15 protein-coding genes are annotated in these 18,146 nt (G+C 53.7%); 8 read left to right on the top strand and 7 right to left on the bottom strand.

Annotated features, from left to right (window positions below; genetic code table 11):
• Window positions 1-39 precede the first annotated feature (39 nt).
• Window positions 40-1,173 carry an NAD-dependent epimerase/dehydratase family protein gene (locus ACYQ8U_RS00545; RefSeq protein WP_459943549.1) on the bottom strand — a complete coding sequence of 378 codons (1,134 nt, stop codon included), beginning with the start codon at window positions 1,171-1,173 and terminating at the stop codon, window positions 40-42.
• Between the two features lie 219 nt (window positions 1,174-1,392).
• On the bottom strand, window positions 1,393-2,400 hold the full coding sequence (locus tag ACYQ8U_RS00540; RefSeq protein ID WP_459943548.1) for a J domain-containing protein: 1,008 nt from the start codon (window positions 2,398-2,400) through the stop codon (window positions 1,393-1,395).
• A 204-nt stretch (window positions 2,401-2,604) separates the two neighbouring features.
• Here ACYQ8U_RS00540 and ACYQ8U_RS00535 point away from each other — a divergent pair, with 204 nt between their 5' ends.
• The 8 genes from ACYQ8U_RS00535 to lipA all read left to right on the top strand — a co-directional run bounded on the left by ACYQ8U_RS00535 (window position 2,605) and on the right by lipA (window position 11,116).
• Window positions 2,605-4,239, top strand: coding sequence for a potassium channel family protein (locus ACYQ8U_RS00535; protein ID WP_459943547.1), 1,635 nt, complete (start codon window positions 2,605-2,607; stop codon window positions 4,237-4,239).
• 329 nt (window positions 4,240-4,568) lie between these two features.
• Window positions 4,569-5,015, top strand: a complete 447-nt coding sequence (locus tag ACYQ8U_RS00530; RefSeq protein WP_459943546.1) for an Lrp/AsnC family transcriptional regulator — start codon at window positions 4,569-4,571, stop codon at window positions 5,013-5,015.
• 43 nt (window positions 5,016-5,058) lie between these two features.
• Window positions 5,059-6,321: an aminomethyl transferase family protein gene (locus ACYQ8U_RS00525; protein ID WP_459943545.1), complete on the top strand. Its 1,263-nt coding sequence runs from the start codon at window positions 5,059-5,061 to the stop codon at window positions 6,319-6,321.
• A gap of 31 nt (window positions 6,322-6,352) precedes the next feature.
• Window positions 6,353-6,748 (top strand): glycine cleavage system protein GcvH, encoded by a 396-nt coding sequence (gene gcvH, locus ACYQ8U_RS00520; RefSeq protein WP_459943544.1) that lies wholly within the window; start codon window positions 6,353-6,355, stop codon window positions 6,746-6,748.
• A 4-nt stretch (window positions 6,749-6,752) separates the two neighbouring features.
• Window positions 6,753-8,087, top strand: a complete 1,335-nt coding sequence (gcvPA, locus tag ACYQ8U_RS00515) for an aminomethyl-transferring glycine dehydrogenase subunit GcvPA (RefSeq protein WP_459943543.1) — start codon at window positions 6,753-6,755, stop codon at window positions 8,085-8,087.
• Window positions 8,084-9,541: an aminomethyl-transferring glycine dehydrogenase subunit GcvPB gene (gene gcvPB / locus ACYQ8U_RS00510; protein ID WP_459943542.1), complete on the top strand. Its 1,458-nt coding sequence runs from the start codon at window positions 8,084-8,086 to the stop codon at window positions 9,539-9,541. The genes gcvPA and gcvPB overlap by 4 nt, the downstream gene beginning before the upstream one ends.
• Window positions 9,542-9,546: 5 nt before the next feature.
• Window positions 9,547-10,302, top strand: coding sequence for a lipoyl(octanoyl) transferase LipB (lipB, locus tag ACYQ8U_RS00505; protein WP_459943541.1), 756 nt, complete (start codon window positions 9,547-9,549; stop codon window positions 10,300-10,302).
• Window positions 10,223-11,116 carry a lipoyl synthase gene (lipA, locus tag ACYQ8U_RS00500; protein WP_459943540.1) on the top strand — a complete coding sequence of 298 codons (894 nt, stop codon included), beginning with the start codon at window positions 10,223-10,225 and terminating at the stop codon, window positions 11,114-11,116. Before lipB ends, lipA begins: the two co-directional genes overlap by 80 nt.
• Before the next feature lie 48 nt (window positions 11,117-11,164).
• Here lipA and ACYQ8U_RS00495 read toward each other — a convergent pair whose 3' ends face one another.
• The 5 genes from ACYQ8U_RS00495 to mfd form a co-directional block, all read right to left on the bottom strand.
• Window positions 11,165-11,734, bottom strand: coding sequence for a YajG family lipoprotein (locus tag ACYQ8U_RS00495; RefSeq protein ID WP_459943539.1), 570 nt, complete (start codon window positions 11,732-11,734; stop codon window positions 11,165-11,167).
• A gap of 323 nt (window positions 11,735-12,057) precedes the next feature.
• On the bottom strand, window positions 12,058-12,750 hold the full coding sequence (locus tag ACYQ8U_RS00490) for a Fic family protein (RefSeq protein WP_459943538.1): 693 nt from the start codon (window positions 12,748-12,750) through the stop codon (window positions 12,058-12,060).
• Window positions 12,751-13,117: 367 nt separating this feature from the next.
• Entirely contained in the window at window positions 13,118-13,570 is a 453-nt protein-coding gene (locus ACYQ8U_RS00485) for an RT0821/Lpp0805 family surface protein (protein WP_459943537.1), read from the bottom strand.
• Window positions 13,571-13,709: 139 nt separating this feature from the next.
• Window positions 13,710-14,417 carry a GMP/IMP nucleotidase gene (gene yrfG, locus ACYQ8U_RS00480; protein WP_459943536.1) on the bottom strand — a complete coding sequence of 236 codons (708 nt, stop codon included), beginning with the start codon at window positions 14,415-14,417 and terminating at the stop codon, window positions 13,710-13,712.
• Complete coding sequence (mfd, locus tag ACYQ8U_RS00475; RefSeq protein ID WP_459943535.1) at window positions 14,383-17,937, bottom strand: transcription-repair coupling factor; 3,555 nt, start codon at window positions 17,935-17,937, stop codon at window positions 14,383-14,385. Before mfd ends, yrfG begins: the two co-directional genes overlap by 35 nt.
• Window positions 17,938-18,146 lie beyond the last annotated feature (209 nt).

Below are 18,146 nucleotides of genomic sequence, written 5' to 3'. Positions count from 1 at the left end.
GTAAAAACTAACGCCTGGCTGATGTTCATTTGCATTACCTTATTTCTCCAGCATATTGTTGAACGGACCAATGCCCCGGGCGTGGATATCGTCAATCAATTTTTGCGGATTATTGATGAAGGTATGCTCCACCGGTTTTTCTATTCCCAGATTCACATTGTAGCTGGAAATGAGGTTTTGGTGGCTCCAGCGTTTCAGGTAATAGCTAATCAGCTCGGGCAGTCGGGTGAAGATGCTTTCCCCGGGCATGGGATCGACAAACGAAGAGTTCTTTAACCGCTCGCAGGAAAGGGTCTGTGGTTTGTAGAAACTGTCCAGGAACATCAGCTCCGGCGGCAGGGACGCTTTCAGGCCGATTCTTCTGAAGATGCGCAGGAGGACATTCAGACCGTTTTTGCCTGAATTGGCCATCCAGTAGGGAACATAGATTTCCTTGGGCTGGTTCAGGTGCAGATAGGATTTGATGGTCAGGATGAGGGTTGCCAGGTCCACCGGATTTTTATCGACGAAATGGTAGGTTCTGTTGCTGAATTCGCCACGATTTTTGAGCATATGATGGATGAAGTGCGGCAGTTTTCGGGCGTTGGTGTAGGAGTGCAGGGTGTTTTTCTTGGTGAACAGCACCGGCATCGATTCGTCGGCAATAGAAAATAACAGGCGGTGAAAGCCTTGAATCTTGTGATCATGCGCACCGTACACAATAGCCAGCCGAACACAGGAGTAGTCGAGACCCTCTTTTTCGGCCATGAGCTTTAAGGTTGCTTCGGCCATGAGTTTAGATTTGGCATAATTGCTTAAATCAGGGGAGAGCGGCAGGGTATCTTCTTCCCGCAGGTTTTCACCGGGGGGTAAGGTTGCCGCGGAGCTGATATGGATGTACGGTATCTTCAAGCTGTTTGCCGCTCTGGCGAGGATAATCGGTCCCTGATAGTTGACCTCGAAGGCCAGCTGCGCGTCCGAGCCGAGATTGGCCATGGCGGCGTTAATGACGAAGTCGGGTCGGACATCGGCCAGGTAACGGCGAATGTCGTTTTCTTCGCGGATAGAGAATTTTTTGCTGCTTGGCGCGCGGATGTCGACGGTTTCGGGATGATGCGTTTTATAATAGTTGACAATTGTACCGCCGATCAGACCGGAGCCGCCGATCAGGACGCCTATTTTTTTTGAACCCATCAGAATTCCCTTTTGCTGGTCTGCTTGTTCATTTTGTTGTCCTTTGTTGCGTCCATACTGCCTCCTCGCCTCGTTTATCGCGTTTCGGGAAATATCCTGCCCATCACTCTCGCTCCGCACAAGGTACTTATACGGAGAGTACGAATTTGCAAATCAGTTATCAACCCTTATTTTCATCTGCAGACAATTCTTTAGAATCGAGGTTTTCCCGCTGCATGGTCATTTTGTGCGCAGCAGGTCGTTATATATCTCGGTCAGTTCGATGAAAAGTTCATGGTCTCCGCCCCGGTCGGGGTGGAGTTGCATGGCTTTTTGCCGGTAAAGGCGGCTGAGCTGTTGCCGACTCATTTTTTTCAATGCTTCACTCGAGGTGGCAAAGATCTCGCTGATCTTTGTGGCGGACCTGGTCGATTTTTTCTCCGGCCAGCGAAAGGTCCGATGCCCGGCCATAAATGTCCTGGCGAAATCGTCGAGAAAGGACCGGCGAGCGGGCGTGTAGTCGAAGAACATGAGAAGGTAACGGATCAGGTGGTGGTGCAGCGAGTCGGTGGTTTTCTTCTCCTGCCAAAATCGACAGTCGTTGTTTAACCGGCACAGCTCTTTTTCGAAATGGTCGCCCATTTCATCAAGAGCCAGTGATTCCGGCAGCCACGGGGCAAAGGATTGATAAAAGTATTTCTGCAGATTAAAGATGGCATAGACATATTGCAGGTAATGGCCTGGCTCCAGGGCCGACTCCTCGGCGGTAAACCAGTATTCCCGCTCATCGCGGCTCTGGCCGAGCAGGGGACGACAACACGCTTCATGCAGGCGGGACAGGCGGCTCTGGTCAACCGCCCCGTAACGGAGATAATAGAGGCGTCGACGATCAAACAGATGGATCTGCTGGTTAATTTTCTGTCGATCCTCCGCCGTTAAACGGCCCCTGCGGTAGCCGCCGCCGCGGCCCTGGAACCGGGCGAGCCGCTGCTGGGTCGCCCGGGGCAGGAAATCCCACAGCAGCCGTTCGAGCACCGGCTCGGCATCGTCTTTGCTATGGGCTGCGACGGCGGCCAGGAGATCGCTGTGAAAGAGAACAATGTCGTCGGTAAAAGGCTCAATAAAGCGGCCCGGATTGTTGCCGAGCGTATACACTAGCCGATACGTGAAAGAGTTCTCCGCTGTTTGATATGACTGACGGATCTGGTAAATTGTGTTGCAACCGTCAAGGATTTTTGCCAAATACATAGCAAGTATCAAAAGAAGAGATTTCAGCCAGGCTGTCGGTGTTGCAAGAGTTGACCTTCGTTACTGTCTTAAGGTGCTCACCCCGGCTTACATTTGAGCACACGCTATTAAATTAAACACTTTCTCTTATATTTTCGATCGATCATGAAATTTTTGCCATCCCAGCTGCTGTTTTTCTTCCAGAATAAGACAGCAAAAAAAAATATGGTTCTCTTGACGAAATTTCTCAGTTTTATTTTCGCCATAATTGCTTTGTACAGTACCCTCTTCCATGTGCTCATGCTCTATGAGGGGCGGGAATACAGCTGGATAACCGGCCTGTACTGGACCCTTACCGTCATGTCCACCCTTGGCTTTGGGGACATTACCTTCTCAACCGATCTGGGACTGGTCTTTACTATTGCCGTGCTGGGTTCCGGGATCATCCTGCTCCTGATAATGCTGCCGTTCACTTTTATTCAATTTTTCTATTCGCCGTGGCTCGAGGCGCAATCAAAGAGCCGCACCCCTCGGGGATTACCCGAAGGCACCTCCGATCATATTATTATCACCAACCTGGACCCGATAACGGAAAAGCTTGTCGCCAAATTAAGAAGGCGAAATTTCGAGTATGTCCTCGTCGTCGATGAGTTGCTGCGGGCCACGGAGCTCTACGATGCCGGGTATAAGGTGGTTGTTGGAGAGCCTGATGATCCGGCGACCTACCATCGCCTCCGGGTAAAGGATGCCGCCCTGGTTGTCGCCACAAATGATGACCAGGTAAATACCTCCGTTGCCTTTACCGTCCGAGAGGTAAGCAGAAAAGTCCCCATTGTCGCCAGTGCCAATAATGAAAATTCCCTCGATATCCTCCAGTTTCCCGGCAATATCCATGTGTTTCAGTTCGCTAAGATGCTCGGCCATGCACTGGGGAATCGAACCTTCGGTCTGGGCAGGCCGGTTAATATCGTCAGCAGCTTTGACAGATTGCATATTGCAGAGATATCGGCCGTACAGACTTCGCTCGGCGGAAAGAGTCTTGCTGAAATAGGTATGCGCGGGAAGACCGGGGTGACGGTGGTCGGACTCTGGGAAAAGGGCCGGTTTGAAGTGCCGCAACCGCACACCGTGATCAATTCCACGACACTGCTTCTTTTAGCCGGCACCAATAGTCAGCTGAAGAGATTCGAAGACCATTATGCCACTCCCGGAAGGGCCTATTCCCCGGATGCCCCCGTGCTCATTCTCGGTGGCGGGCGTGTTGGCCTTGCCGCCGCGGAAACGCTCGACGAACATGGCATCAGCTACCGCATTGTCGAAAAACGGGCGATGCTGACGACCGGCAAAGGAACAAGTTTTATTGAGGGCGATGCGGCGGATATCAAGGTGTTGGCAAAAGCCGGGATCATGGAAGCCAGGACGGTGATCATCACCACCCATAACGATGCAATGAATATTTATCTGACTTTCTACTGTCGTCAATTACGCGGGGAAATGCAGATTATCAGCCGGGCAACCAGTGAACGGAGCGTATCAAAACTGCATATGGCCGGCGCTGATCTGGTTATGTCCTATGCCTCGATGGGGGCAAACACCATTATCAACATTTTGAAAAGCGACGAAATTTCCATGTTTACCGAGGGGTTGAACATCTTTACTCGACCAACGCCCATCTCTCTGGTCGGTAAAAACCTGGTGGAGAGCAATATCAGGAAGAAATCCGGCTGTTCGGTTATTGCCATAAAGTCGGCGGGACACCTGATTGTCGGCCCTGATCCTTTTCTCCCCTTGAACGGCAAAGATGATCTGATTCTTATCGGGACGACCGAAGCAGAGCAGAAATTTCTCGAGCTGTTCTAAGACTCCTTAAGGCCGGCTGAGGGTGGCATCTATTACCTCGCCGGTCTTGCCGAAGTCTCCGAAACGGTGGTTTTTCTTTGCATCCTCCCGGATCTGCTCAGAAGAGTTTTTCCTTCAAGACCTTGTCTTTTTTACATTTCGTCGCCACTGTGCAGGTAATAGTGTGTTGAGTGATGTGTAGCTATAAGATAATTGATGTGTAAATACGGATATCGTAAAGATATACCCTTGAATATATTGTATTCGTAATTTAATGTTCTTTCGTTGGGTGTTACGGGGGAAGAGCTATTTTGCAGTAAAACAGGTATAACTAAAAGGTGGTGTCCGGCGTGGAGATCGATGAAATAAATCTGGCGATAATCAATCATCTGAAGGATGGGCGGATGCCGTTCAAGAAGATTGCCGATTTACTGGCACTCTCCGAGGGCACTGTCCGGGCCAGGGTAAAAAAACTGAAAGAAGAGGGCATCCTGGATATTACCGCCCTGGTTGACCCGGAGTCCCTGCCGGATCAGAATATCGTCCTGGTCGGGGTACGCTTAAAAGATATGGACCTGGTCAAAAAAGGCGAGGAGTTCAGCAGATTGCGCGGGGTGATCTCCGTCTGCGTCGTCACCGGTCGCTTTGATCTTATTCTCATTGTTCTGCTCACCAAGGATTTTACCATGCTGCAATTCTATACGGAAGAAGTGGCACGACTGGAAAATGTCAGGGCGGTGGAAACCTTCGTTGTCTATAAGAGTTTTAACCTGAAGGTGCCTCTGACCCTGCCGTAACAACGAACAGGTTCCTGGGCTCAACAGATTGAGGGGTGATGAAATGAACACAGCAAAAAAGACCGTACTCCATGGCTGGCATACCGAGAATGGGGCGAACATGGCACTTTTCGGCAATTACGATATGCCTCTGTGGTATAAAACCGGGGCGAAAGCGGAACATCTGGCGGTTATTCAGGCCGCCGGCATTTTCGATACCAGCCATATGGCGGCGGTATCGGTGCAAGGCGCCGGAGCCAGAGCACTCCTGCAGCGTTGTCTGAGTAAGGATATTGATTCCTGCATCGGCAAGGATAAAACACCCCTGGTTGACGGCCGGTGTGTCTATGGTGTTTTTCTCCATGCCGACGGTACGGTCATCGATGATGCCATCGTCTACCAGCTGCAGCCGGAATCGTTCATGGTGGTGGTCAATGCCGGCATGGGCGGAGAAATTGCCGCGCACCTGCAGAAAAATATCGGCGAAAACAGGGCCAGCGTCGACGATCTGACCGATCGCCTCGGCAAAATGGATATCCAGGGCCCGGAATCGGCCCGGGTCCTGACGAAAATACTGCGAGACCCGGCGGCTGTTTTTGATAGGATGGTCTATTTTTCCTGCAAAGGCGGTTTTGATGGGCTACGGACCTCACCGCCGGTGGAACTTGTCGATGGCACCCCGGTGCTCATTTCCCGGACCGGCTATACCGGAGAATTCGGCTTTGAACTGTTTGTCGCCATCGATAGGTTAGCCGCGCTCTGGTCGATGGTCCTTGAGGCCGGACGTGATAAGGGTGTTCTCGCCTGCGGCCTGGCCGCCAGGGATTCCCTGCGGGCCGGGGCTGTTCTGCCGCTTTCCCATCAGGATATCGGGCCGTGGCCCTTTTTGCATAACCCCTGGCCATTTGCCTTGGCCTACAATGACGATAACACCACCTTCAGTAAAGATTTTATCGGCGCCACCGCCCTGCTGCAGTCGACATGGTCGAAGCATACCCTGCCCTTTGCCGGATACGACCCACGCAAGATCGGCGCCGGCGGTGAGAGTTTTGTCACCACGGAAGCCGGTGAGAGGCTCGGGACAATTCTTACCTGTACCACGGATATGGCCATCGGCCGGGTCGATGGAGAGATCGTCAGTATGGCGGCAGACAGCGAATTTCAGGCGAAGGGACTGTGCTGCGGTTTTGTCCTGCTCGATAAAAAATGCAGCCCGGGTGACCAGGTGATCCTGACCGATGGAAAACGGAAAATAAAGGTTGAAATACGATCGGATGTCCGTCCGAACCGGACGGCGAGAATGCCGATCGGCCAGATGCTGGCGTGACTGTCAAAAATTAAACAGGGAGGTATCGGCCGTGAAAGAATTTAATGAGCTGAATTTTAAGGATGGGCTGCGCTACTCGAACGATCATGAATGGGTGAGCGAAAAAGGCAACACTCTGAAGGTCGGCGTCAGTGATTATGCCCAGGACCAGATGGGCGATATCGTCTATGTCGAGTTGCCTGAGGTGGGCGCAACCTTTGCGAAAGGTGACGAGTTCGGTACGCTCGAGTCGGTAAAGGCGGTCTCCGAACTGTATCTGCCGATAGGCGGCGAAGTGGTCGCGGTCAATGAAAACCTCGGTGATGCGCCGGAGTTGATCAATCAGGATTGCTATGCCAACTGGATTGTCGAGATTAAACCTGCCGATATGAGCGAACTCGAAGACCTGCTCTCCGTCGATGCCTATCGGGAGTTACTAAAAGGATAAAGCCATGCGCTATTTGCCACATACTGACCAGGAAATTGGTACAATGCTCGACGTCATCGGCAGAAAAAGTCTCGACGAGCTGTTCTGCTCGGTACCCGATGGCTGCCGCTACCAAGGAGTAATGGATTTACCCGAACCGCTGAACGAGTGGTCGCTGACCGACCATGTTGCCCAGCTGGCCGAAAAAATGACGGTCAACCACAGCTACAGGGTGCTGATCGGCGCCGGCAGCTATCATCACAATATTCCGGTAACCATCGCCTCGCTGATGGGCCGATCGGAGTTTCTCACCGCCTATACCCCCTACCAGCCGGAAATAGCCCAGGGAACCCTGCAGGGCATCTACGAATATCAGACCCTGACCGCCAGGCTGCTCGGTATGGATGTGGCCAACGCCTCGATGTATGATGGCGCCTCCGCCCTGGCTGAGGCGCTGCTGATGGGGCTGAGGATCGGCAAAAAAAAGCCCAAAGTGGCGGTCTCCAGGGCCATCCATCCGCATTACCGGGCGGTGGCCAAAACCTATCTGGATCCGTCGCAGTACCAACTGGTCGAACTGCCGGTGGATAAAGACGGCCGCACCGACCTGAGCACTCTTGGTGATATCGACGGGCTGGCGGCGGTAGCCATCCAGTCACCGAATTTTTTCGGCGTGATAGAGGACCTGTCGGCCCTGGGACAGACTATCCATGACCACGGCGCGCTGTTTATCAGCTGTTTCACCGAACCTCTCGCCTATGGCCTGGTGAAAAATCCCGGCGAATGCGGCGCGGATATCGTCTGTGGCGAGGGACAGAGCCTTGGCCTGCCGCGATCTTTTGGCGGCCCGGGACTTGGCATGTTTGCCTGCCGCGACCAGTTTGTCAGAAATATGCCCGGCCGTTTGGTCGGACAAACCGTTGATCTGGACGGCAAGCGTGGCTTCGTGCTGACCCTGTCCACCCGCGAGCAACATATCAGACGGGAAAAAGCCACATCGAATATCTGTTCCAATCAGGGCATCTGTACCCTCACTGCGGCGATGTATCTGTCTTCACTCGGCGGCACGGGCCTGCGTCAGCTGGCCCGCCTCAATTACGACAAGAGTGAATATTTCAAGGCCCAGCTGATAAAAAATGGTACGCGGATGGTCTTTGATTCCCCGACGTTCAATGAGTTTGTCGTTGAATTCAAGGAAGATTTTCGGCCGATCTATGCAAAGTTATTAGAAAAGAAAATTGTCCCCGGTCTGGAACTTGGCCGATATTATCCGGAACTTGCCGGAAAATATCTGTTTTGCGTGACGGAAACGGTGGCCAGGGACGTAATCGATGCAGTGGCAGGTGAGGTGAAACCATGAAAAAGACACCGGGCAGAAGTGGCTTGATTTTTGACGAACCCTTGCTCTGGGAAAAAGGCAACAAGGGCAGGCACGGCATGAGTATTCCGACAAGCGATGTTCCGGCAGCTGCCTTGCCGGAGGAACTGCAGGGGGCGGGGCCGGATTTTCCCGATCTGAGTGAAGTCGATGTGGTGCGCCACTATACCCGCCTGTCCCAATGGAATTACGGCGTGGACAGCGGCATGTATCCCCTGGGCTCGTGCACCATGAAATATAACCCGAAGATCAACGAAAAGGTGGCCGCCACCCCGGAACTGGCGACGGCTCACCCGATGCTGGGCGATGCATATGTCCAGGGCAACCTGCAGGTCATGTTCGAGCTGCAGGAATATCTGGCCGCCATCACCGGGCTCCCCGGCGTATCTTTGCAGCCGGCGGCCGGCGCCCATGGCGAGCTCACTGGCATGCTGGTCTTTGCCGCCTACCATCGGGCGCACCAGTCAAAGAGAACGAAGATCCTTATCCCTGACACGGCGCACGGCACCAATCCGGCCAGTGCCGCCCTGTGCGGCTACAAACCTGTGCCGATCAAGTCCGGGCCAAACGGCATCCTGCGCGTGGAATCGGTGGCCGAGGCAATGGATGAACAGACCGCCGGGATCATGATCACCAACCCCAATACCCTTGGTCTGTTTGAAACCAATATCCGTGAGATTGCCGAGATTGTCCATGCCAAGGGTGGTCTGGTCTACGGTGACGGGGCGAATCTGAATGCGGTCATGGGGGTCATCAGCGCCGCCAGGTGCGGTGTCGATGTCATGCATCTCAACCTGCACAAGACCTTTTCGACACCGCATGGCGGCGGCGGTCCGGGCGCGGGTCCCATCTGTGTGACCAGGGAACTGGAGAAATATCTGCCGGTACCACGCGCCATCAAGGACGGTGACAGCTATCGCCTCGATTTTGATCGCCCCGACTCCGTCGGCCGGGTGCACGCCTTTCACGGCAATTTTGGCGTGCTGCTCCGGGCCTACAGCTATATCCGGACCATGGGTGCGGAAAATCTGAAAAAGGCCAGCCAGCTGGCGGTGCTCAATGCCGCCTATATTAAAGAAAAATTAAAGGGTACCCTGCAGCTCGCCTACAACCGGCCGTGTATGCACGAATGTGTCTTCTCCGACGCCCTGCAGCAGGAAGATAAAATAACCACGCTGGATATGGCCAAGCGGCTTATCGATCACGGTTATCATCCGCCGACCATCTATTTCCCTCTGGTGGTGCACGGAGCGATCATGATCGAGCCCACCGAGACCGAATGCAAGGAGGATATCGATCAGTTTATCGACACGGTGAAGCTGGTGGTGCAGGAAGCGAAAGAAAACCCGGAACTGCTGCGACAGGCGCCGGTGATAGCCAAGATGCGCCGACTGGATGAAACCCAGGCGGCCCGCAACCCTTGTCTCTGCGGCTAATGGTCATGCCTGTACCAACGGCGGCGCGCATGGTCGATCTCGGTCTGGTCGACTATGCAGCGGCCTATGGTCTGCAGCTTGATCTGGTTGAAAGGCGCAGGCGTGGTACGGTTGCCGACGATGTCTTTCTGGTGATCGAACATCCCGGCACCTTTACCCTCGGCAGGCGCGGCGGACGCGAAAATCTCATGGTCTCCGAACAGTTTCTCCAGGAAAAAAACATCCCCCTGGTGCATATTGAGCGCGGCGGCGATATTACCTATCATGGCTGGGGACAGCTGGTTATCTATCCCATTGTGCATCTGCGCCAGGCCGGGCTGACGGTTTCCGACTATGTCTTTTGTCTCGAAGAGATCATGATCGGTCTGGCCGCCGCCTGTGGGGTGGCGGCAGGGCGTGACTCGCGTAACCACGGCGTCTGGGCGGGTGACAAAAAGCTCGGCAGCGTCGGTATCGCCGTACGGCATGGGGTGGCCTTTCATGGGCTGGCGCTGAATGTCAATATCTCCCTTGAACCGTTCACCTGGGTCAATCCCTGCGGGCTGACCGGGGTGCGGATGACCAGTCTCAGTTGTGAAAGCGGCCGGGAGATTAGTCTTGGCGAAGTCAAAAACCACCTGCCTGGTTTGCTCAAGCAGGTCTTTGCCCGTGAATTTGTAGCAATAAAAAGGAATCATGGTGATGTCAGCATCGATAAACAAGATAACGATGGCCAAACCGAAGTGGCTCAGGCGTCGTTTACCGACCGGCCCGGAATATGAAAAAATCCGTCAGCTGCTGAAAAGCCACGATCTGACCACCGTCTGTCAAGAAGCCAAGTGTCCGAATCAGTTTGAATGTTACGGCAAAGGGACGGCGACCTTCATGATCCTTGGCGAGCGCTGTACCCGTAACTGCCGCTTCTGTGCCGTCGGCCACCAGCCGGACAGCCTGCCCGATCCCGAGGAACCGGAACGCGTCGCCGAGGCGGTGGTCCTTCTCAGCCTGCGTTATGCGGTGGTCACCTCGGTGACCCGGGACGATCTCGCCGACGGCGGGGCGTCTCTTTTTGCCGCAACCATTCAGGCCATTCGCCGGCGCAGCCCAAAAACCCTGGTGGAAGTACTCATCCCCGACCTGCAGGGTGATCGGCCGGCCTTACAGGTCCTTCTTCATGCCGCACCGGATGTCCTCAACCATAATATCGAGACGGTTGCCGCCCTCTACCCTAAGGTGCGCCCTCAGGCCGTATACCGACGTTCCCTGGAACTTTTGCATCGGGCCAAAGAAATGCATCCCGAGATTCCGACCAAGTCGGGCATCATGCTCGGCTTTGGCGAAAGCCATGCCGAGCTCCTGCAGACCTGGCAGGATTTATTGGCCGCGGGTGTCGATATTCTCACCATGGGCCAGTACCTGCAGCCAAGCGTCGAGCATCTGCCGGTACAGCGCTTTGTGCCGCCGGAGGAATTTACCGAGCTGGAGACGGAGGCGCTGGCGCTGGGCTTTGCCGGCGTGGCTTCCGGCCCCTTTGTCCGGTCCAGCTATCAGGCGGAAAAACTCTATCGCCAGGCGCTCAGGCGGATGCAGCGTTGAGCGGTCCCCCCACTAGCCCCTGTTTATCGGCGGCAGGCTTTCCCTGTGTTATATTTTACGGATGGCGTTGCGTATTTCCGTATCTTGCAGAATCTGATTGACGATATCGATCAGCTGGCCGTTCAACAGTTTCTCCAGGTCTTTGACAGGAGGGCGGGTGGCTGAATCACGGTTGGCTTGCCTGGAATAAGTCTTGGTGAGGGTTATTTCACTGTTTCTTATAGTCAGGGCAAGACGGCTCTTGGCTGTACTGGTGTACAGGACATTGGGTCGGGTTACCGTGGCGACAAGCTCATTAATATCGAGCTGTATGTAGACCGGGGCATCGCTCTGAAACGATAGGCCCTGTTGCTGAAGGCCATCGGCCAGCCTCTCGGCGACCAGGACATGCGGTGCCACTTTGTTTGGTATCTTTATCTGAGGTTTGCCCTTAATTTGGTAAATGACCACGGCACTGTCTTTACGGGCATCATGTCCCTTGAGTGCGGCAGAGTGAGAATCGCCGTAAATCCCCATCGGTTGACTTCTCGGCGGCACCTTGAGGTTGGTGGTAAGCGGGTATTGCGCAGCGCATCCGGTGAGGAGGATGGTCAGGGCGAGAAGAAAGATGTTTTTCACTGTAAACTCCTGTTTGATTGAAAGGGTGATGAGGGACAGTAAGTAGCAATATGACCGGTATTTTCATCGGTGTCCGGTCTGGGTCAAATATACTCCCCCGACGATAAAGACTCCAGCAAAGAGCTGCCGGGCGGTAAAAGATTCTCCCAGAGAATGACTGCCAGAAGCAGGGCAAAACCCGCCATGCTCACGTTCCTGCTACGGAATAATGAGACCATATTGATTGTCGAAAAAAAATGGCAAGGGGTTAAGGAAAGTTACTGCGGATTAAAAAACGATGATGACGTTTGGGTTTGGCGGTGGCCTGTCGTGGCCCGCCAACCTTATTCTTCTTTCATGATTTTAATAATTCGTTCATCCAGGCATGAGCGTAAAAAAGTATTCATTGGTTGTTGTATACCTGTCTGATAAAAAGTGAGCATCAGTTGATTAAATTCCAACTGTCTCTTTGCGGACAGATTAATGGCTGGATATCCGTGATTGAGCAAAATTCCATTCATAATAAAACGACCCATACGTTTATTGACGTCATAAAAAAATTGGCATCTGGCCATTGTCAGAAAGTAATGGATCGCCCGATCATAAATATCAATTATTTTTGCAGCATCATCGACCATTTTTTCGAAAAATTCCGGCAATACATCTGCCGATGGCGGCATATAATCCGTGCCGACGATGGTAACTCCACCGGTTCTGAATTTTCCCCATTCCAACGCCTCTTCTTTAGCGGCGATTCGATGAAGGCTACAGACTTGTTCCATGGAAATATCAAATTGATTGTTTTCTACCAATTTAAAGATACTTTTCCATGTATTAGCTTGGTTCAAGACTATTTGTTGATCTGAGATTTTATGTCCGCCAACAGTAATTCCTTCTAATAGGGTTTGCACCTCGGGCAGAGTAAAGTGAATGCCTTCTAAATTTACAGCATCGCATACCAATTCTGCCAATTGACGTTTGGCAAGCATCATGGCTTTAGGTTTATTGGGGGGCATATTCCACAAAGTGTCTGTCATGATTTTCCTGGTTTTAAAAGTACATTTCGAACGGGAAGTCTTAGAGAAATCTGCTGGACCTACAGTTAACACTTTTCAAGCCGATGCCTGCTGCGCTTTACCTTAGAGGAATTTACCGACTAAATTTGCCATGATAACCAGGAAACCAAAAAAACAGCCGATTTTCAGAATTTTAACATGCCTGTCACTTAAATCGTGCCATCTTTTTGGTTTGTATAAGCCGGATGACAAAGCGAGAAATATAAGTGCCAATAGGGTGTAGGCGACTATAATGCCCATTTTTCTGTTATCTCCTGCATATCCCGTCCCCGCTGGATGATCAACATTGCCCAACCGGTGCCGGTTAGGAGGTCGTCATGCCGTGAAGTTAATTTTGTAATTCCCATTGACCGGCACTGTTGCGACAGGCGGTGGTATAGGTTTTTTCCGTTCTGCCGTCGATGGTCGCCAGAATTTCCGCTTGGCGGCAGTAGGTTTGCGGCTGCTGCGGCGGGGTGTACGCCGGCTGTGGCACGACCTGGTAATAGTTGCCGTTGTCGGGGTTTTGCCATGTGGTTGCCTGGCCGGATGGTCCATATTCGTAGGCCTGATTCAGTTGTTGCCGGTCAAATTTATCCATCTCGTTACCGACTATATAGCCAAGCAGCGTGCCCACCGCCGCGCCGATCAGAGTTGCTTCGGTATTGCTGCCGATGGCCTGGCCGATGAGCGCCCCGCTTGCGCCACCTACCGCCATACCCTGTTGGCCCTTGCTGTAATTGGCACAGGAGCTGAGGCTGATGGTGATGAGCGGCAGCAAAAATAAAATGAAATTTTTCATGTTTCGTTCTCCCTTGTGGTGTGATTTTGACTGCCTACCAGGCAGCCGATCGTTGTTTTATCCGCCATGTGTAATGGTATGCATCTTCAGGAATCATTGCAATTTGCCGAGCAGCTCGGTTGCGGTCTCTTTCTCTCTTTTAAAACAGCAGTTCAGCAAAGGTGGCTATTGACTGATACCGGCTGGAAAATTTCACCGGAAGCCGGGAACTGGGCTTGGCGATATGGACCAGATGGCGTATGCCGGAGATTCTGGCCGAATGCAGCACCTTTTCGGTATCGTCGACAAAAAGCGTCCGCTCTTTCTCATAGGGTAACAGTTGCTGCAGTCTGTCCCAGAATTCCGGCTGTTCTTTGGCGAGTCCAACCTCCTGGGAGCAGATCATCCGTGCAAACCACTGTTCGAGACCTACCTCGGCCATTTTTATCTGCAGCGTCTTGGGGTGGGCGTTGGTGATCAGATAGATTTTTTTGCCGATTCTCTGCATGTATTCGAAATAATCGATAATATGCGGGTGAAGTTGGATCAGGTGGCTGATCTCCTTCTTTAAGGAGACAATGTCCAGACCCAGACGGTCCGACCAGTAATCCAGATCGGTCCACTGCAGGGTGTTTTCCACGCTTTGATAGGTGGTCAGCAGCAGCTGCCTGGCTGCGGCGATATCGACCTGGTTTTTCTCGGCGTAGTTCTCCGGGACAAAATGCTCCCAGAAATAGTCGTCGTAATATTTATCGAGGAGCGTGCCGTCCATATCAAGAAAGACGCAGTCGATCCGCTGCCAGGAAAAGTCGATGGGAATCTGTTGCGGTACTTCAGGCGGTTGTTTGAACCAGTGCGGTGAGTTCATGAAGAGTCGCGGTGATTGTGTCGAAGACATGTTCCATGGAAGACAGGCGGCCGCCGATAACCAGGCGACTGTCCGGAGTCAGTTTCGGGGCAATGTGGTTTTTTCTGCCGCTGTTTTTCTGCAGATAGTGCAGCAGCATGTTCGGAGTCAGCGGGGTATCGCCCTGAAAGGTAAAAACGAGACTGTCCCGGCCCTGTTCCAGTTTACTGATGCGCAGGGCGGCGAGGTCTTTTTTCAGACGAATGATGCGCAACAGAGTGACCGTCTCCACCGGCAGCGGTCCGTAACGGTCGACGAGCTCATCCTCCAGATCGAGCTGCATTTCCGCCGGGGCGGTGTTCAGGGCGGCCATTCTTTTATAGGTGATATAGCGCTGGCTGATATCGGGTATATACCTTTCCGGGATATAGGCGGACAGCTGCAGGTTGACCTCCGGGTCAACATCATCGGTGCTGCTGTCCTGCTCCGTCCTTATCGCCTGGGCCTTCAGGTCGGCCACCGTTTTCTGCAGCAGATCAAGATAGAGCTCGTAACCGATGGCGGCGATATTACCGCTCTGGGAGACCCCGAGAAGATTGCCGCCGCCGCGTATCTGCAGATCACTCATCGCCAGCTTGAAGCCGCCGCCCAATTCGTTGCAGTCCATGAGGGCGCGGAGTCTATCCCGCGAATCCTTGCTGAGGCTGTCCAGCGAGGGGACCAGCAGGTAGGCGAACGATTGCGTGCTGGAGCGGCCGACCCGGCCGCGCAGCTGATAGATTTCCGCCAGACCGAGCATGTCGGCCCGGTTGATGACAATGGTATTGGCCGAGGGGATGTCCAGCCCGGACTCAATGATGGTCGTGCTGACCAGGACGTTGATCTTTTTCTGGACGAAGGAGACCATGATCTCTTCGAGTTCCTTGCCGGCCATCTGGCCATGGGCCACGGCTATCTTCGCCTCGGGGACCAGCTTTTGAATGAGGGCGGCCATCTGGTGGATTGATTTGACCCGGTTGTGCACGAAAAAGATCTGTCCGCCCCGCCGCAGTTCCTTGTTGATGGCCTCCTTGATGACCAGCTCATCGTAGCGGGCGACAAAGGTCTTCACCGGTTGGCGATGTTCCGGCGGGGTGGAAATGACCGACAGATCGCGAATGGACAACAGCGACATCTGCAGGGTGCGCGGGATCGGCGTGGCGGTGAGGGTGAGGATATCCACCTCGGCGCGCATTTTTTTCAGCTTTTCCTTGTGGGCGACCCCGAAGCGGTGTTCTTCGTCAATGACCAGCAGACCGAGATTGTGAAAGGTGACATCCTTGGAGAGCAGGCGGTGCGTGCCGATAACGATATCCACCCGGCCGCTGTGCAGATCTTTCAGAATGGCCCGCTGCTCGGCAGTGCTGCGGAACCGGTTCAGGCAGCCGATGGTGACTGGAAAACCCTGCAGCCGCTCGGCAAAGGTCTTGGCGTGCTGTTCGGCGAGCACGGTGGTCGGTACTAAGATGGCCACCTGGTAGCCGTCCTCGACCACCTTGAAGGCCGCCCGTACGGCCACCTCCGTCTTGCCGTAGCCGACATCGCCGCAGACCAGTCGGTCCATGGGCCGGTCACTGGTCAGATCCTGGATGACATCGTTGATCGATTTTTCCTGTCCGGGCGTCTCGTCAAAGGCAAAGGATTCTTCCAGCTCATGGAACATCTGTCCGGGCGGGGAAAAGCGCCTCCCTTCTCTGATTTCTCTTTTCGCGTAGATATCAAGCAGTTCCTGGGCGACCTTCCATACCTCTTCCTTCACCTTGGCCTTGGTCGTCTTCCAATTCTGCGTGCCGAGTTTATCGATTTTCGGTTGGCGGTCGGACAGCCCCTGGTATTTGCTGATCAGGTTGAGCCGGTCAACCGGCAGATAGAGCTTGTCGCCGTCGCGATACTCGATGAGCACGAAGTCGTTGATCACTGATTGAAATTCGATGGTGCTCAGCCCCCGATACGCACCCAGGCCATGATCGCGGTGGACGACAATGTCGCCGTCACTCAGCTCGCTGAAACGAAGCGGTTCGCCCTGCTGTTTCTTTTTCGCCTTTCCGCCCAGTCGCATCTCGCCGAACAGTTCACTCTCGGACAAGAGATGCATCTTGTCTTCCACGAGGGAAAACCCGGCTGATAAAGGGTGGTCGCAGAGGTAGAGTGTCTCGGCATCGAGTGTGCTGTGCAGCTGCTCGAGGTCAAGCGGCGACGGTAGAAATTCGATCTGATGATTATGTTTGCCGAGGAGCTCGGCCAGGTTTTTGGTATGACGCGAGGAGCGGCAGCAGGCGATCACCGTTTCACCGGTTTTCCGCCACTGAAAAATCTGTTCGGACAGGGGCGAGAGGAGGCCCGTTTTCGTCCTTTTCAGGGAAATATCCTGTTTCAGGAGCTGATGATTGCTGGAAGAAACGCTGAGCAGACGTTCATTGCCGCGGGGAAAATCGCTGACCAGCAGTTGCCTGAAGCCGTCAAGCTGGCGTTCCAGTTCTTCTCTGCCGACAAAAAGTTGCTCGGGCGGCAGGGCAGGAGCGGCCGTGTCCGTGGCGGTCTGGTAATTGGAAAAAATACGCTCGTAGGTGAGGTCCCTGCTCTGCCGGATGCTTTCCGGGTCGAGGAGCAGCACCACGGTGTCGCTGGGCAGGAAATCAAGCACCGAGGAGCTGGGCGGGCTCTGGTCGTGGAAAAACAGCGGCAGGAAAAATTCCATGCCGGCAAATCGCCGTCCGCTGTTCGTCAGTTCCATGAGGCGAGCGGTTTCTTCGCTGTTCCAATTGTATGTCTCACCCTGCTGGGCAAAAAGTTTTGTCAGTTTTTTACGGCTCGCATCCGAGCTGTAGTCAAAGAGCAGATCGGTGACCGGCAGCAGTGTCGCCTCGCTGATGTCTCCGGTGGAACGTTGGGTAAACGGATCAAAGGAGCGCAGGGATTCGATGGTGTCGCCGAAAAAATCGAGTCGGATCGGACCTTCATGCAGCAGGCCGGCTTCTATGGTGAACGGCGGCGGATAAATATCAATGATGCCGCCCCTGACTGAAAAATCCCCGACCGACTGGACCAGGGCAACCTTGTCATAGCCGAGGTAGGCGAGCTTTTGCAGGAGGTCGTCCTGGTCGCAATCCTCTCCGGCCATGAGGTACTCGGCAACACTGGTGAGCAGTTTCGCCGGCATGATGCGGCGCAGCAGTGCCTCGATCGAGGTGACCATGATGCCGCCTGCGCCCTGTTTTAAGCGATAGAGTGTTGAGAGCCTGGCGGCAGTAGTCCGCTGGTCCGGCGACAGCGGGGTATAGGGCGGAATTTCGTGACCGGGGTAGGGGAGAACCTGCTGGTCGGTAAAAAGGTGCAGATCCTGGTCAAAAATTGACAGTAAATGCTCGTCCGGAACAATGCAGCAACAGCTGTGCTGCTTGGCCACGGCTGCCGCAAGCCATGCCGGGCTTGCTCCGCGGAGTCCGGATACGGTAATGCTCCCCGGGTCGTGCAAGAGCGATGTAAGGGTATCGTGTATCATGAAAAAAAGGTAATCGTGCACCGGTATACATCAAGAGACTGCATAACCCGGATCTGGAACCGTTTATCCAGTGCTCCAGGTTCGTTCAGGCAGGCCGCCGAGCTATAGTATGCTCTGTGAGGTGGCCTGATCGGGCGAAAATGGGGTGCTGGTGAACGGTTACCAAAAAAGTGCCGGTTATGGTGACATAACCGGCAGAAAAAAAAGTA

This window comes from Desulfocastanea catecholica (assembly GCF_054657295.1).
The sequence above is the reverse complement of the archived record's forward strand: the minus strand, read 5'-3'. Positions and strand labels throughout refer to the sequence as shown.

Coding starts and splice junctions, on each gene's coding strand:
- ACYQ8U_RS00545 (WP_459943549.1), bottom strand. CDS start 1,173: ATGGGTTCAAAAAAAATAGGCGTCCTGATCGGCGGCTCCGGTCTGATC.
- ACYQ8U_RS00540 (WP_459943548.1), bottom strand. CDS start 2,400: ATGTATTTGGCAAAAATCCTTGACGGTTGCAACACAATTTACCAGATC.
- ACYQ8U_RS00535 (WP_459943547.1), top strand. CDS start 2,605: ATGGTTCTCTTGACGAAATTTCTCAGTTTTATTTTCGCCATAATTGCT.
- ACYQ8U_RS00525 (WP_459943545.1), top strand. CDS start 5,059: ATGAACACAGCAAAAAAGACCGTACTCCATGGCTGGCATACCGAGAAT.
- gcvPA (WP_459943543.1), top strand. CDS start 6,753: ATGCGCTATTTGCCACATACTGACCAGGAAATTGGTACAATGCTCGAC.
- gcvPB (WP_459943542.1), top strand. CDS start 8,084: ATGAAAAAGACACCGGGCAGAAGTGGCTTGATTTTTGACGAACCCTTG.
- lipB (WP_459943541.1), top strand. CDS start 9,547: ATGCCTGTACCAACGGCGGCGCGCATGGTCGATCTCGGTCTGGTCGAC.
- lipA (WP_459943540.1), top strand. CDS start 10,223: ATGTCAGCATCGATAAACAAGATAACGATGGCCAAACCGAAGTGGCTC.
- ACYQ8U_RS00490 (WP_459943538.1), bottom strand. CDS start 12,750: ATGACAGACACTTTGTGGAATATGCCCCCCAATAAACCTAAAGCCATG.
- ACYQ8U_RS00485 (WP_459943537.1), bottom strand. CDS start 13,570: ATGAAAAATTTCATTTTATTTTTGCTGCCGCTCATCACCATCAGCCTC.
- yrfG (WP_459943536.1), bottom strand. CDS start 14,417: ATGAACTCACCGCACTGGTTCAAACAACCGCCTGAAGTACCGCAACAG.
- mfd (WP_459943535.1), bottom strand. CDS start 17,937: ATGATACACGATACCCTTACATCGCTCTTGCACGACCCGGGGAGCATT.